Source organism: Streptococcus salivarius, assembly GCF_009738225.1.
GTDB lineage: Bacteria > Bacillota > Bacilli > Lactobacillales > Streptococcaceae > Streptococcus.
Genome location: NZ_CP018187.1, coordinates 1498930 through 1514569, shown reverse-complemented (window position 1 = coordinate 1514569; position 15640 = coordinate 1498930). Strand labels below are relative to the sequence as shown.

The window sequence follows — 15640 nt, the reverse complement described above, 5'->3', positions numbered from 1 at the left end:
TCTAGCTAGAAGGTGTTTTTTGATTTGGAGATGTTGTGATAGTTTCAAAATGGAACAAACCTTTTGAAATACTAACGACTACATAAAAATAGGAGACCACTTAAACATGGACTCCTATTTGTTGGTTTTCTCATTATCTTGTTTATACATCACTGTTCCCACAGTTACGAGAATAGTTAACAGAATCGGTATAAATCGAAAAACTCCCCAGTCAGGGTCATAAGCCAAAAGGACAGAAGCTATATAAAAAATGATGCTTGTGTATAAGAAGTTTTTATTACCTTTTTTACGACCAATACCTGTTAAAATAGTTGCAATGATAAAACTAATCAAACTAGGTGCTAGGAAAATTATTATAAGCATTCCCCAAGGATTTGACAGACCGAAGAGCAAGAATAAGACAAGATAGACTATGGCTAAATAAAAGGCAATTGACAGGAGAATAGAAGCAACTCTGTTGTCTGGAGAATTATTCTTAATGAGGTCCGGCTTAATGACCTCTTGACCAGTCTTACCCTTATCTTGGCTTGTGTTGAAGTTTGTATGTTGTACTGACATCTTTCTCACCTACCCCTCTATTTGTATCTAAATAGGTTAACTATTTTCACCTTTATTATACTCCTTTTTTTCCTTAGTTTCAGCAAGATCGATAGGCTTTTGAGCCATTTTTATAAGATGAATTGTTGCTCGTGTTCTGCTTTCTTACTGGCACTATAGGTCCCAATTTAAAGCCCTTACACCTCAGTAAGTAATGAATGGCTTAGATAGTTAGAATTTAGTTTTTATATGAGAAGCTAGACTAAAAAAGACACCATCTTAACAGACCTAATGGTTTGGTAAGGATGGTATTTTTTGTCGCTTTGAGAGAAGTGCCTTAAGGATTTTGTGAATTTTCATTAGATTTCCTTGTAATCCCATTAAAAGAAGTACCTTATCAATAATCATTCTAAATAGCTATAGATTATCAATTATCTTTTTCTCAACAACACTAAAATGAGTATTTTTATATTCCAAAACACTCATTTAAAACTAATGTCATTAAAGTAATAAAAGGACTTTTCTAAAAATTATGAAAATTTATCGAATCTTATTGAAAAAAAGCTTTCAATGATTTAGAATGAAGCTATAAATGGGAAAAAGGAGTCTTTTTATTATGGACAAAAAAGTACATTATAAGATGCACAAAGTTAAGAAACAATGGGTAACCATCGCAGTTACAGGGATGTCACTCGGTGCAGTCTCAGCTGTTTCATTAGGGACTAACGACGGTGTCGTTCAGGCCGACGAACACACGGATGCTACTGTAGCCATCCCCGATATTTCTGTTGATACGGGGACTGTATCTAACGATACAACGACTGCTCAGGATCCAACTACAGCAGTTGCAACGACAAACAATGCCGCAACTGACCAAGCAGCTCCAACAGCAACTTTCGATTTGACAACTGATACAACAAATACAGTTGCAGCGAATGCTGTTGATACGGCAGCGACAGTCGGCACTGATCGTGCGGCAACTACAACAGATACAACAGCAACTAACGATACAGCTGTTGATACAACAAATAACAATACTACAACTGATACAACAGCAACTAACGATACAGCTGTTGATACAACAAATAACAATACTACAACTGATACAACAGCAACTAACGATACAGCTGTTGATACAACAAATAACAATACTACAACTGATACAACAACAGTTACAGACCGTGCAGCGACACGTGAACGTCGTGCGACTGGTGCCCGCCGTGGTCCTACAGGAGGCCGTCGTGCTACTCCAGTTAACGGCAACAATACTGTCACAGTAGTAAATAACGACCTTCCAGCAACTAACAATGTCGTAACTGATGGTCCAAGCCACATCAAAACAATCGATGGTAAACAATACTACGTTGAAGATGATGGCACTATTCGTAAGAACTATGTCCTCGAACGTAACGGCGGAAGCCAATACTTTAACGCTGAAACTGGTGAATTGTCTAACCAAAAAGAATACCGTTTCGACAAGAACGGTGGAACAGGTTCATCAGCTGATAGCACAAACACAAACGTTACTGTAAATGGTGACAAGAATGCCTTTTATGGTACAACTGATAAAGATATCGAACTTGTTGATGGTTACTTTACTGCCAACACATGGTACCGTCCAAAAGAAATCTTGAAAGATGGTAAAGAGTGGACTGCCTCAACTGAAAATGACAAACGTCCATTGCTTACGGTTTGGTGGCCAAGCAAGGCTATCCAAGCGAGCTACCTCAACTACATGAAGGAGCAAGGTCTCGGTACCAATCAGACCTATACGTCATTCAGCTCACAAACTCAAATGGACCAAGCAGCGCTTGAAGTTCAAAAACGTATTGAAGAACGTATTGCGCGTGAAGGTAACACTGACTGGTTGCGTACAACTATCAAAAATTTCGTGAAGACCCAACCAGGTTGGAATTCAACTTCTGAAAATCTTGATAACAGCGATCACTTGCAAGGTGGTGCCCTTCTCTATAACAACGATAGTCGTACAAGCCATGCTAATTCTGATTATCGTCTCTTGAACCGCACACCAACTAGCCAAACAGGTAAACACAATCCTAAGTATACTAAGGATACAAGTAACGGTGGTTTCGAGTTCTTGTTGGCTAATGATATCGACAACTCAAACCCAGCGGTTCAAGCTGAGCAGTTGAACTGGCTCCACTACATCATGAACATCGGTACTATTACTGGTGGTTCTGAAGATGAAAACTTCGATGGTGTTCGTGTCGATGCCGTGGATAATGTCAATGCTGACCTTCTTCAAATTGCTTCAGATTACTTCAAAGCTAAGTATGGTTCTGACCAAAGCCAAGATCAAGCCATTAAACACATGTCTATCTTGGAAGCGTGGTCTCACAATGACCCATACTACAATGAAGACACTAAAGGTGCCCAATTGCCAATGGATGACCCTATGCACTTAGCATTGGTATATTCACTCTTGCGTCCAATTGGTAACCGCTCAGGAGTTGAACCACTTATTTCAAATAGTATCAATGACCGTTCTGAAAGTGGTAAAAACTCTAAACGCATGGCTAACTACGCCTTTGTTCGTGCTCACGATTCAGAGGTACAATCAATCATTGGTCAAATCATCAAAAATGAAATCAACCCTCAATCAACAGGGAATACCTTCACGCTTGATGAAATGAAGAAAGCCTTTGAAATCTACAACAGAGACATGCGTAGTGCTAACAAGCAATACACACAATATAATATTCCATCAGCATACGCCTTGATGCTTACGCATAAGGACACTGTGCCACGTGTTTACTATGGTGACATGTACACAGATGATGGTCAATATATGGCCCAAAAATCACCATATTATGATGCTATTGAAACCCTCTTGAAAGGCCGTATCCGCTATGCAGCCGGTGGTCAAGATATGAAGGTTAACTACATCGGTTATGGTAATACTAATGGTTGGGATGCTGCAGGTGTCTTGACATCTGTACGTTATGGTACAGGGGCTAATAGTGCTTCTGATACTGGTACAGCAGAAACACGTAACCAAGGTATGGCAGTTATCGTTTCAAACCAACCTGCCCTTCGTTTGACAAGCAACTTGACAATTAACATGGGTGCGGCTCACCGTAACCAAGCTTATCGTCCATTGCTTTTGACAACAAACGATGGTGTGGCTACTTACTTGAATGATAGCGATGCTAACGGCATTGTCAAATACACTGATGGTAACGGTAATTTGACATTTAATGCAAACGAAATCCGTGGTATCCGTAACCCTCAAGTTGATGGTTACCTTGCAGTTTGGGTACCAGTAGGTGCTTCTGAAAGTCAAGACGTGCGTGTAGCACCAAGTAAAGAAAAGAACAGCAGTGGTTTGGTTTATGAATCAAATGCTGCCCTTGATTCACAAGTTATCTACGAAGGTTTCTCTAACTTCCAAGACTTCGTCCAAGATTCATCACAATACACTAATAAGAAGATTGCTGAAAATGCAAACCTCTTCAAATCATGGGGTATCACATCATTTGAATTTGCACCACAGTACGTTTCAAGTGATGATGGTAGCTTCCTTGACTCAGTAATCCAAAATGGTTATGCTTTTACAGACCGTTATGATATTGCTATGAGTAAGGACAATAAGTACGGTTCATTGGCTGACTTGAAAGCAGCTCTTAAATCACTCCACGCTGTAGGTATCTCAGCGATTGCTGACTGGGTTCCAGACCAAATCTATAACCTTCCAGGTGATGAAGTGGTTACAGCAACTCGTGTTAATAACTATGGTGAAACTAAAGATGGAGCAATCATCAATCATAGCCTCTACGCTGCTAAGACACGTACTTTTGGTAACGACTACCAAGGTAAATATGGTGGTGCCTTCCTTGATGAATTGAAACGTCTTTACCCACAAATCTTTGATCGTGTTCAAATCTCTACTGGTAAACGTATGACTACTGACGAGAAGATCACACAGTGGTTTGCGAAGTACATGAATGGTACTAACATTCTTGACCGTGGTTCAGAGTACGTGCTTAAGAATGGTCTAAGTGGTTACTACGGTACAAATGGTGGTAAAGTTAGCCTTCCAAAAGTAGTCGGAAGCAACCAATCTACTAACAACGACAACCAAAACGGTGATGGTAGTGGTAAGTTTGAGAAGAGCTGGGGCAGTGTTTACTATCGTTATAACGATGGCAAACGTGCTAAGAATGCCTTTATCAAAGATAACGACGGAAATGTTTACTACTTTGATAACTCAGGTCGCATGGCAATCGGTGAAAAGACTATCGATGGTAAACAATACTTCTTCCTCGCTAATGGGGTGCAATTGCGTGATGGTTACCGTCAAAACCGTAGAGGTCAAGTATTCTACTACGACCAAAACGGTGTCTTGAATGCAAACGGTAAACAAGATCCAAAACCAGATAACAACAATAACAATACATCAGGCCGCAACCAATTCGTACAAATTGGTAATAACGTTTGGGCATACTACGATGGTAATGGTAAACGTGTGACAGGTCACCAAAACATCAATGGTCAAGAACTCTTCTTCGATAACAATGGTGTCCAAGTTAAAGGGCGTACTGTTAATGAGAATGGTACTATCCGTTACTATGATGCTAACTCAGGTGAATTGGCTCGCAACCGATTCGCAGAAATCGAACCAGGTGTTTGGGCTTACTTCAATAATGATGGTGCAGCCGTAAAAGGTTCACAAAATATCAATGGTCAAAACCTCTACTTTGATCAAAATGGTCGTCAAGTGAAAGGTGCTTTGGCTAATGTTGATGGCAACCTTCGTTACTATGATGTAAATTCAGGTGAGCTTTACCGTAATCAATTCCATGAAATCGATGGTAGCTGGTATTACTTCGATGGTAATGGTAATGCTGTCAAAGGCATGGTTACTATCAATGGTCAAAACCTCCTCTTTGATAACAATGGTAAGCAAATCAAAGGTCATTTGGTTCGTGTGAACGGCGTTGTTCGTTACTATGATCCAAATTCAGGTGAGATGGCTGTTAACCGTTGGGTTGAAGTGAGTCCAGGATGGTGGGTTTACTTTGACGCTCAAGGCCGAGGACAAATCTAATCGTTTCCAAACTGTATGAACCGAGACAACAGTCTCGGTTTTTATGGCGTAACTGGGTTTCCGTAAAGACTTAGATGTGGACTGTGAATAGTCAATTTAACCCGTTTCTTGAGTTAGTTGTGAAAATACCTCTGACTATTTGGTGCCAAGGATGATATCAAAATAGCCTAATCCAAATAACTATTATTAATACATAATTTAATACGAGAAAACTTTGAATTTAGGGATTTTCATTAAATGGTTCCAATCTATTGACGAAGCGTCAAAGTCAATCTATACTAGGAGTAATGCCAGTTATTTATTGGCATTCCATAGTCGAGGACTAGGCACGGACCTTGTCTGTGTCATTCTCTTAGGTTGTTCCCTTACAACTAAGGTAAGGCTCTAGCCTTCCAAAGATGAGAAGTAGTTGTAATCGTTTTAAGTGTATTTCTTGTAAGAGTGTCTCTAGGGAGAGAAAACACCATTAAAGACTCATCATTTAAGTTATAGGGGTAATCTCATTTTGATGTCACTTTCGTAAACTACTTGATAGATATTGCACATTAAAGCGCTATTTTTTCACTTAGGGGTTAAAATGATTAAAGTTCTTACACCTTACTTGTAAAAATTCGATTCTCGTATTATAGTATATATAAGAGATATCAAAAATTTTAATCTTTGATAAGAACTTGTTAGCTTCTCTGAGGGAAAATGAAATCTTAATAGAAAAGATTTCCATGAGAACTTAGCAAGTAAAGGATTTTATTTCTCATAAAAAGAAGAAAGGGGGAGTATTTTTGAGAGCCTATAGGGAAGATGCGACTGAAGCAGCAGCAAGAACTGCCGAAGAGCATATTGCACATAAATCAGCGCACTCTGATTTAGTTGATACTATAGATCTTTCTAAATTATTGACTAACCCAAAAAGTCGCTCTGACCACGGTGCCCCCTCTCCATTAGATTTTGCCAGAGCTGACGAAGTTCTCTTTGATAATCATGCTCAATCGGAAACCGTGAGGATTCCATCTAAGCAAGAGATTATTTTTCAAGGAGCGGATTCGCAAACTCCAGATCCTGAAGTCATGGAAAACCATGTCTTCACAGGGACTAGGGATAGGAAGACTGGTTTAATCGAATGGGACAAGGACAGTTATACCTATCCTAAGATATCGGTACCAGTTGTCCAGGGCTATTTCGCTGACCAAAAGGAAGCGGGTTTTAACGTTGTCACGCCCTATGTGCCAACGGTAACGGAACATGTGACCTATAGGAAATTGGGACGCATTATCCCTGTGACAGAAGATGGGGAATATATTCCAGGTGCTTTGACTAAGCAGTATAACAATAACAAAAAAGATCCACGAAAGGCGGGTGAGACAGCAACACCAGCTGTTCAAGATTATATGACAGATATTAAAAGTGTAGTACCGAACAAACCAGGAGCGGACACTCCGGTTGTGTATCGTAAAATTTTCAAGAAAGCCAGCATCACTTATATTGATGAAACTACCGGTGCTTACTTGGTTAGTGACCAGTTGACCGGTGAATTGGGTGAAGCGATTGAATACGGGACAGCAACACGTATCAAGACTTTCAAGGACATGGGATATGACTTGATTCAGGACGAATTCCCTAAAGATGCCATTTTTGATGATAAGGATATTGATGATCAAGAGTGGTTTGTCCTCTTGCAACACGATGTTGCTAAGGTGGGACCTGAAAATGAACAAGTCCCAGATACTCCAATCAATCCTAATAATCCAGATGGACCTAAATGGCCATCTAAGTATGCTTACGAAAAAGAAGTAAGCTTCACAGTCTTTTACAGAAGTACAGATGGCAATGCGGATTTGCCAAATGCTGATGTGCAAAAGGCTTATTGGGTGCGTACTCTTACCTTCGACAAGGTTACAGGTGAGCTTGTTGATGAGACAGAGTGGTCTCCAAACAAAACCAAATATTATGATATCTATGCACCAGTTGTTTTAGGCTATTTTGCGGATAGAGTAGAAGTTAAGGGTAGAGATGTTACTGAAGATAATATAGAAGAAACCGTTACCTACGTTCCACTTGGTAAGATCATTCCTATTGATGCGAATGGACGCTTGATTCCAAACGTTCCAACGCCAACCTTTAACAATGATGCCAATAACCCAACTAAGGTTAGTGAGACACTTGTTCCACACATTCCGGGTTACCGTCCAATGCAACAAAGTGTCATGCCTGAGAGCTTGACAGACGATATTCTTGTCGAATATGCTCCAATTCTAGAGGATGTCACGCAACCAACCTTGCAAACTGTCTTCTTCAAAGGAGCTGGCGAAGCAACACCGTCTGTTAATATTCAGTCTGACTTCAGCTTCACTGGTAAGTACAACCAAGCAGAAGATACTTACACTTGGGATCAAGACAGCTATACTTTCGCTAAAGTCAATGTTCCAGTTATCGAAGGTTACTTTGCGGACAAGGCAGTTGCTGGTATGCAGGTTGTTACACCTGATAAACCAGAAGCAACAGACAGTGTTGCCTATAAAGAACTCGGTAAGATTATCCCTGTTGATAGCTTTGGTAATCCAATCGCGGATGCAGAGCCAGTTCATTATGCTAATGATCCTCAAGATGCTACGCAAGTTATTGAGACACCAGCACCACAAGTTGCTGGCTACCAAGCTGAAAGTGAATTGGTATTGCCAATTGACCTCAGCATGGACCAAACCTTGGTTTACGAGCCAATCTTGGATGATATCACGCAAGATACGAAACAAACGGTTACCTTCCAAGGTGCAGGCTACAAAGATCCAGTTATCAACATTCAAGATAGCTTCAGCTTCCACGGTAAATTTAACCAAGTGGAACAAACAAGCACTTGGGATCAAGACAGCTTCACTTACGATGTTGTAGAAGTTCCAGTTGTAGATGGCTTCTATGCGGATAAACGTCAAGCTGGTGGACTTGAAGTTCGCCCTGACCTTCCAGAAGTGGAAGATACAGTTACTTACACAGAGCTTGGTAAGATTATTCCAGTAGATGAGTATGGTACACCAATCGAAAATGCACCTACTCCAAGCTACAACAACGATCCTGAAGATCCAACCATGGCTATGGAAACAGTCGTTCCAGATGTTCTTGGTTACATTTCTGAAAAGGCCTTTATTATTCCAGAACACCCAGGTCAAGATACCAACGTGGTTTATGCTAAGGATGAGCAAAAAGCTATTATCCTTTACATGAATGAGCTTGATAAGTCCGAATTGACTCGTGATGTTGTCATCGGAAGCTCAGGTGAGAAGATTGACTACTCTACTGATGAACAAATCGCAAACTTGCTCAAACAAGGTTACGAGCTCGTCAACGATGGTTATGCGGCAGCCTTTGACCACACTTACAATGGTGATTCTGACTTTGATCAAGTCTTCGAAGTTGTTCTTCGTGAACGTTTGGTTCTTATTGACCCAGATATGCCAGCACCAGTTGCAGGTGAAGTCGTAGATCCAAACGATGTTAATAGTCCAGTTTGGCCAAATAGCGTAGAGATGCTTGAAAACCGTGCCGATGTGATACGTACAATCCAGTATGTCTTCGAAGAGGGCGGCTTGGCTAGCGACGACTACGTTGAAGTTCTTGATTTCAAACGTTTGACTAACGTTAACCTTGTTACAGGCGCTATCAATTATGAAGCATGGTCAAGTACTCAAGCTGGCTTCTCAGCTGTTCCTTCTCCAGAGGTTGTTGGATTTACACCAGACCGTATGGAAGTAGCTGAAATGACTGATGTTTCTGTAGAAACACCTGAAATCATGGAAGTAGTAACTTACCTTAAGGATGCTCAGAAAGCTACAGTTACTTATGTTGACGGTACAACTCGTAAGAAACTTGAAGTGGTCGACTTGCTTGGTAAGTCAGGCGAAGTGATTGAATACTCAACAATCGAGCGCATCAAGTACTACAGTGATCGTGGTTATACCCTCCTTGCAGATGGCTTCACAAACGGTGTTATCTTTGATGGTGATTCACATGTTGACCAAAACTTCATGGTTACCCTTCGTCATGGTACTGTTCAAGTAGGTCCAGATAACATCCAAGAAGCTGGTACACCAATCAACCCAGCAAATCCTGATGGTGCTAAATGGCCAGAACGTGAAAGCTATATCAAAGATGTAACCTTCACAGTTCTCTACACATCTAGCGATGGACAAGCAGAACTTCCTGCTAATAACATCCAAACCGCTCAATGGACTCGTAGCTTGACTATAGATAAGGTTACTGGTGAAGAGCTTGGTTCAAGCTACTGGACTTCAAATAAAGGTCAGTTTGAAACAGTCATCACACCAGAAGTAGAAGGCTACAGCGCTGATAAGGATAAGGTTGAAGGTAAGACCGTTGGTCAACGTAACCTTGAAGAAACCGTTGTTTATATCCCGCTTACAGGCGATATCAATGGTAAACCTAAAGAAAACAAGGCAGACGATATCGTTGTTGAAGAGGTTCAAGACCTAGAAGTTCTCGACCAAGTCGAAGAACAAATGGAATCTCATGAGGGACCAGTCACTTATGGACCAGACGACGACTTTGAAGCACCTGTTTCTGGTCAAGCTGAGGGTAAAGGCTCTAAACACAAGATGCCAATTAATCTCTCAAATGAGGAAGAAGCAAGCAAAGGTAAGATTGAAGAAACCATCAATATCGCAGGCTTCACCGTATCGGTAACAGGTCTAGGACTTGGCCGCAACGGACGTAAGAAGAAAAATAAAAAAGATCACAAAGATCAAAAAGAAAAATAATCAAAAGACCTGAATGACTCAGGCATGCCCAGACAGAAAGAAAATCTCAAGTTGCATAGAGCACTTGGGATTTTTTTGTGGATTGTTTCTTATCTAAAATAAGATGTTTAAAGACTATCTCAGAACATTTTTTTATTAAAAATATGTAAAACTATTAACTCTGATTTTTTTCCGAAAAGATATTGATAAACTACAATTATAGTGAAAGGTACCTTCACTATAACAAGATATTCTCCAGATTGGGTTTCAGACTTTAAAACTTCCCCTTATAATGCATATGCATGGGTGGAGTTTGATAATAATCCTATTGGTGAAAGCATTAATTTATGAAATTTCAAAAGGTTCTATTCGTCAAAGGAAAACAAAATGATTAATATTACTAATTTAAATAAAACATACGATGACAAAGTTGTATTATCAAATATAACTTTTCAAGCTAATAAAGGTGAAATTACTGGTTTGATTGGACCTAATGGTTCTGGGAAATCAACCCTAATAAAAATACTATTAGGGTTGGAGTCAGCTGATAGTGGAAAGGCAACTATTTTAGGAACAACATATAGTGAGTTAGGAGCTGAGCCAATCTCAATAGTAGGAACTTTTTTAGATAGTTATCAACCTTATCCAAGTAGAACTGGTTATGAGCAATTAAGATGGATTGCACTTTCTTGTGGACTAAGTAAGCAACGTTGTACTGAATGTTTAGAAATTGTTGGATTAAAAAATGTTGGTAAGAAGAAAATCAAAGATTATTCTTTAGGAATGAAGCAAAGATTAGGCTTGGCAACAGCAATACTTGCAGACCCAGATATTTTGATTTTAGACGAACCTATTAATGGGTTGGACCCAGAGGGAATCCGTTGGTTAAGAGAGTTTCTCAAAGATTTTGTGAAACAAGGAAAAACAGTACTATTAACTAGCCATTATATGAGCGAACTTGAATTAACCGTAGATAGAGTTGTAGGTATTTCAAATGGTCATGTTGTTCTAAACGACAAGCGTGAGCAAGTATTGAAGCAATATGATAGTTTTGAAAACGCCTATTTTAGCTCTGTACATGAAAGGAGTAGTATAAAATGTTAAGTCAAGTTATTAAGGGGTATTTATATAAATATAGTCATCTAACTTTATTTAAAATGGGATTTTTTATCTTAGTTGTAGTTAGTTTGTTTTTTACCTATCAAAACATTCAAGTCATTAATGCACTACACACTGGTGCTGCCAACTCAGTAAATATTGATCAAAATGTAATTGAGACTCCTTATAGAACGGTGAGAGATGCTATTTTATCATCTCCTTATCAAGCAACCGTGTTATTTTTGCCTATATTGTCAGCATTAATTCTAGCAACTGATTATCAATTTGGTGAGGATGAGTTTTCATCACTAATTTGTGCTAACTGGAAAATAAGGTTGTTTTCACAGATATTTAGTATAATTGTTATTTCAATAATGACGACCTTTACGTTGTTTTTATTAAATGCATTACTTCTAAAATTCATGTTAGTTAGTAAGTTACAAAGTATTCTGTCTATAGGCTTAATGCTTGATGTTTTCACTAGAATAGGAGCTTTTACAATTACACTTAATTTACTCTCTCTATTACTTGTAAAAATAACAAAAAGATCAATTCCTTCTTTGATTGTGATAGTTTTATTGTTAGTTTTTTCTTTATCAGGCATACTTAAGGCAATTTCTCCTATTTTAGATAATTTATTACCTTTAATTGGAGCTAAGTCTTTTGCTTTTGGTAGGGTCGAAGCCGGTCAGACAACTCAATTATATGGAGCGATTCTTCTATTATTTGAAACTTTCCTTACTACGATTTGTTTATTTTATTTAGAAAAAATAAAATGGGGGAAGAAGAATGAAAAGCCAATTGCATAGCTTATTATATAAAAAATATAGTTTATTACCTATACAGGTTTATTTATTATTTCAGTTAGTATTTGTTATTATAATAAGTTTATTAAGATATCTAAAATTCGAAGTTAATGAAGATTCTATCACTTTTAACAGTTCTGTTTTATTAACTATAATATCTTTCTCTTTTTTAGGGAATGGAGTTTTAAATGCAAGTGTAGAATTGAGGACACAAAGTTATAAGCAAGTTTACCTGAACAACGGAAGTAGGGTGAAGGCAGCATTATACATATTATTAATAGATCTACTAGAATGTTTAACACAGTCAGTATTAGCAGGTTTAATAGTAATGATGTTTAGTCAGGGTATTCATAGTGAAGTAAATTTTTATTATTACTTGTTTGGTTCAGTTGTATACTTTTTAGCGGGTTACTCTTTTTCCTTTTTATGCGGTAATTCAATGATTGCACTTGCAATTTTGCTATTATTTCCTATACTCGTGTTGCCTTTTATAGATAGGGTTTTACCAATAGCTTCAAGTGTAATAATATATGATTTAGTTTTTCAGCTAATACATACAAACTATTTTATAATGCGTTTTATTGTATTTATAATTTGGCTTTTTGGATTATTCTTTACGAGTTATTGCCTTATTAGAAAGGAATTTTTAAAGTAAGTCAAATAAAGATTGTTTTTTTAGATGAGACAACATCGAATTTAGATAGATTGACTGAAAAATAGATACAAGACTTTGGAGCACATATTCTGTTACTTAAAAATGAGCATTATTGAGATTTGGTAGAAAGTCAATTTATTGAACTATCAATTATATGCTAATTTTGAAATGTATTTTCGATTTTTAATTATGTTACAATATATTCAAAACGTACGAGGAAAAAAATGGTAAAGTCTAAAATTCTAGTTATTGACGATGATTTAAAAATTTTAAGATTGATTAAGAATATTCTGGAGAAAAACTCCTATGTAGTTGAAACTAGAAATTCTGTTAAAGATATTAACCTATGTGACTTCATAGGATTTGATTTGATTTTACTGGATATAATGATGCCAGTGAGTGGTATTGATATTTGTAGTAGTATCAGAAGTCAGATTCAAACACCCATAATTTTTATAACTGCTAAAAACCTTGAAGAAGATATTGTTGAAGCTATTGGAATAGGTGCAGATGATTTTATTACCAAACCATTCGGTATGAAGGAGTTGGTTGCAAGAGTCAAAATGCATATTAGAAGAGATAAAAGGCTACTTTCTGTCGGAGATACTGAGACTAGTGGTTTACTTCAATTTGATAGGGTAGGAAAGGAATTAATAGTAGACGGTAATAGTATTTCTCTTTCGAGAAGGGAATTTAATTTATTATATTTGTTGTTTACCTATCAAACTAAAATCTTTAGTGTAGAGGAGCTTTATGAATATTTGTACCCTCAAAGTTCAGAAGTTCAGTACCGAAGTATTACAGAGTATATCTATCAGATTCGACAAAAATTGAAACCTTATGGTATTGATCCAATTAAAACTCTTTGGGGTGGGGGATATAAATGGCAAAATCAATAACATTAAAGCAGTTGATAAGAGCAACTTATTTGAAAATTATTTTTCAATTTTTGTTATGCATTTGTTTTTTTTACATTATTCCTGCCCTATTTACAGCGGTTGAAGGAATTAATGCTAACAATGTGAATAGCTTTACTATGTTTTTTAGTGTTAGCTCGTGGATTTATCTTTGTGTCATTTTAGTTGTTATAATTGTAAGAAATGTACAAAAACTTCTATATGAAATTCAGAGAGAGATGAAGACAGTATATGAACAAAGCTTATATTCAGACAATAACAAATACTCTAAGCCACTAAGGTTATTTGAATTTATTGAGACAAAAGAACATATTATGAAGATGCAGGATAAAATTCAAAAGATGCTTGAAAAAGAGAAAAAACAAAAGCAAGAGCTAATGTTCAGAGTGTCTTCCGCAGCACATGATTTAAAGACACCTCTAACAATAATTTCAGGTAATGCTGAGTATCTTCAAACATTTGATTTGTCTCCTGAGTTAACTCAATGCTTATTAGATATCGAATCTTCAAGTCAACAACTAGATAATTATTTTAATCAATTTATTCAATATTCAAAAACATTTTATAAAGATAATATCAATAAAGAGCATATTACTTCGGAGCAGCTTGCGTCATGTTTGATTAGAGAATTAACTCCTCTGACAACTGGGACTTGTGTTTTAAATGTATTGAATGAAACCCCATCTGATACTACTATTCATATTGACTTAGTATTATTCTTAAGAGCAATTACTAATCTAGTGAATAATGCAATGTCCTATAGTCAATCAATGATGCCAAAGATAGTTATAAAATTATCATCTGAGCAAAATAAGATTGTTTTATCGGTTTGGAATGATGGCTCAAGGTTCTCAGCTAATATGATTGATAATGTAGGATCGCTCTTTTACCAAGATAATCAGTCAGGAAACGACTCTCAAAATCACCATTTTGGAATAGGGTTATCTTTTGTAAAAAGAGTCGTAGAACTTCATGATTGGGAACTGAAACTTTCTAATGAAAATAATGGAGCTATGGTTACAATCTATATTTAGTAATATTTTTTAAGTTGAGATATTTATCTAGTTTATATCTGTTCGCTTGTGGTAACATCACTTCTATACTACAATATAGGAAAACAACCATAAAAGGAGTATACCATGCCGACAGAATATGAAAAAATGATTGCAGGTGACTTTTATAAACCGAGTGATCCTGAGCTACGTGCTCTAGCAGCTAAATCGAGAGAAAACCAAATGGCCTTTAATGCGGAACCTGACCGTCTCAAGAGAGCTGAAATTGTCAAATCTTGGTTTGGTTCGACTGGTGAAAATCTTGCCATGAATCCTCAGTTCGTTACGGATTACGGTGTTAATATCCATATCGGTGAAAATTTTTATTCTAACTGGAACTTGACTATGCTAGACGTCTGTCCTATCAGGATTGGTGACAATGCCATGATTGGCCCTAATTGTCAGTTTTTGACGCCCTTACATCCTCTTGATCCAACCGAGCGTAATTCAGGCCTTGAATATGGGGCTCCAATTACTATCGGTGATAACTTCTGGGCTGGTGGAGGCGTGACCATCCTTCCTGGCGTTACCCTAGGGGATAATGTAGTGGCTGGGGCAGGCGCTGTTGTGACTAAGTCCTTTGGAGACAACGTGGTTCTAGGTGGAAACCCTGCGCGTGTGATTAAGGAAATTCCTGTAAAGAAAGACTAAATGAAGCAACTCAAGGATTTAAGTTCTTGAGTTTTTCTATTTTTTGAAAGAATCTATTGACTTGAGTTAATAATTCTACTACACTGTTAATCGCTAGTTAGCTAACAATATAGT

9 protein-coding genes are annotated in these 15640 nt (G+C 37.5%); 8 read left to right on the top strand and 1 reads right to left on the bottom strand.

Annotated features, from left to right (window positions below; translation table 11 throughout):
• Positions 1 to 114 precede the first annotated feature (114 nt).
• A complete protein-coding gene (locus BSR19_RS07230) occupies positions 115 to 558 on the bottom strand; it encodes a hypothetical protein (RefSeq protein WP_156246903.1) in 444 nt (147 codons plus the stop codon).
• A 595-nt stretch (positions 559 to 1153) separates the two neighbouring features.
• Here BSR19_RS07230 and BSR19_RS07225 point away from each other — a divergent pair.
• The 8 genes from BSR19_RS07225 to BSR19_RS07190 all read left to right on the top strand — a co-directional run bounded on the left by BSR19_RS07225 (position 1154) and on the right by BSR19_RS07190 (position 15526).
• A complete protein-coding gene (locus BSR19_RS07225; RefSeq protein WP_156246902.1) occupies positions 1154 to 5605 on the top strand; it encodes a glycoside hydrolase family 70 protein in 4452 nt (1483 codons plus the stop codon).
• A gap of 779 nt (positions 5606 to 6384) precedes the next feature.
• Entirely contained in the window at positions 6385 to 10368 is a 3984-nt protein-coding gene (locus tag BSR19_RS07220; protein WP_156246901.1) for a mucin-binding protein, read from the top strand.
• Between the two features lie 366 nt (positions 10369 to 10734).
• Positions 10735 to 11451, top strand: coding sequence for an ABC transporter ATP-binding protein (locus tag BSR19_RS07215; protein WP_002891344.1), 717 nt, complete (start codon positions 10735 to 10737; stop codon positions 11449 to 11451).
• A complete protein-coding gene (locus tag BSR19_RS07210; RefSeq protein ID WP_084869656.1) occupies positions 11445 to 12254 on the top strand; it encodes a hypothetical protein in 810 nt (269 codons plus the stop codon). The genes BSR19_RS07215 and BSR19_RS07210 overlap by 7 nt, the downstream gene beginning before the upstream one ends.
• Entirely contained in the window at positions 12235 to 12906 is a 672-nt protein-coding gene (locus BSR19_RS07205; RefSeq protein ID WP_156246900.1) for a hypothetical protein, read from the top strand. The genes BSR19_RS07210 and BSR19_RS07205 overlap by 20 nt, the downstream gene beginning before the upstream one ends.
• Before the next feature lie 224 nt (positions 12907 to 13130).
• Complete coding sequence (locus BSR19_RS07200; protein WP_048674301.1) at positions 13131 to 13805, top strand: response regulator transcription factor; 675 nt, start codon at positions 13131 to 13133, stop codon at positions 13803 to 13805.
• A complete protein-coding gene (locus BSR19_RS07195) occupies positions 13790 to 14857 on the top strand; it encodes a sensor histidine kinase (RefSeq protein ID WP_060973014.1) in 1068 nt (355 codons plus the stop codon). The genes BSR19_RS07200 and BSR19_RS07195 overlap by 16 nt, the downstream gene beginning before the upstream one ends.
• Positions 14858 to 14962: 105 nt before the next feature.
• Complete coding sequence (locus BSR19_RS07190) at positions 14963 to 15526, top strand: sugar O-acetyltransferase (protein ID WP_060973013.1); 564 nt, start codon at positions 14963 to 14965, stop codon at positions 15524 to 15526.
• Positions 15527 to 15640 lie beyond the last annotated feature (114 nt).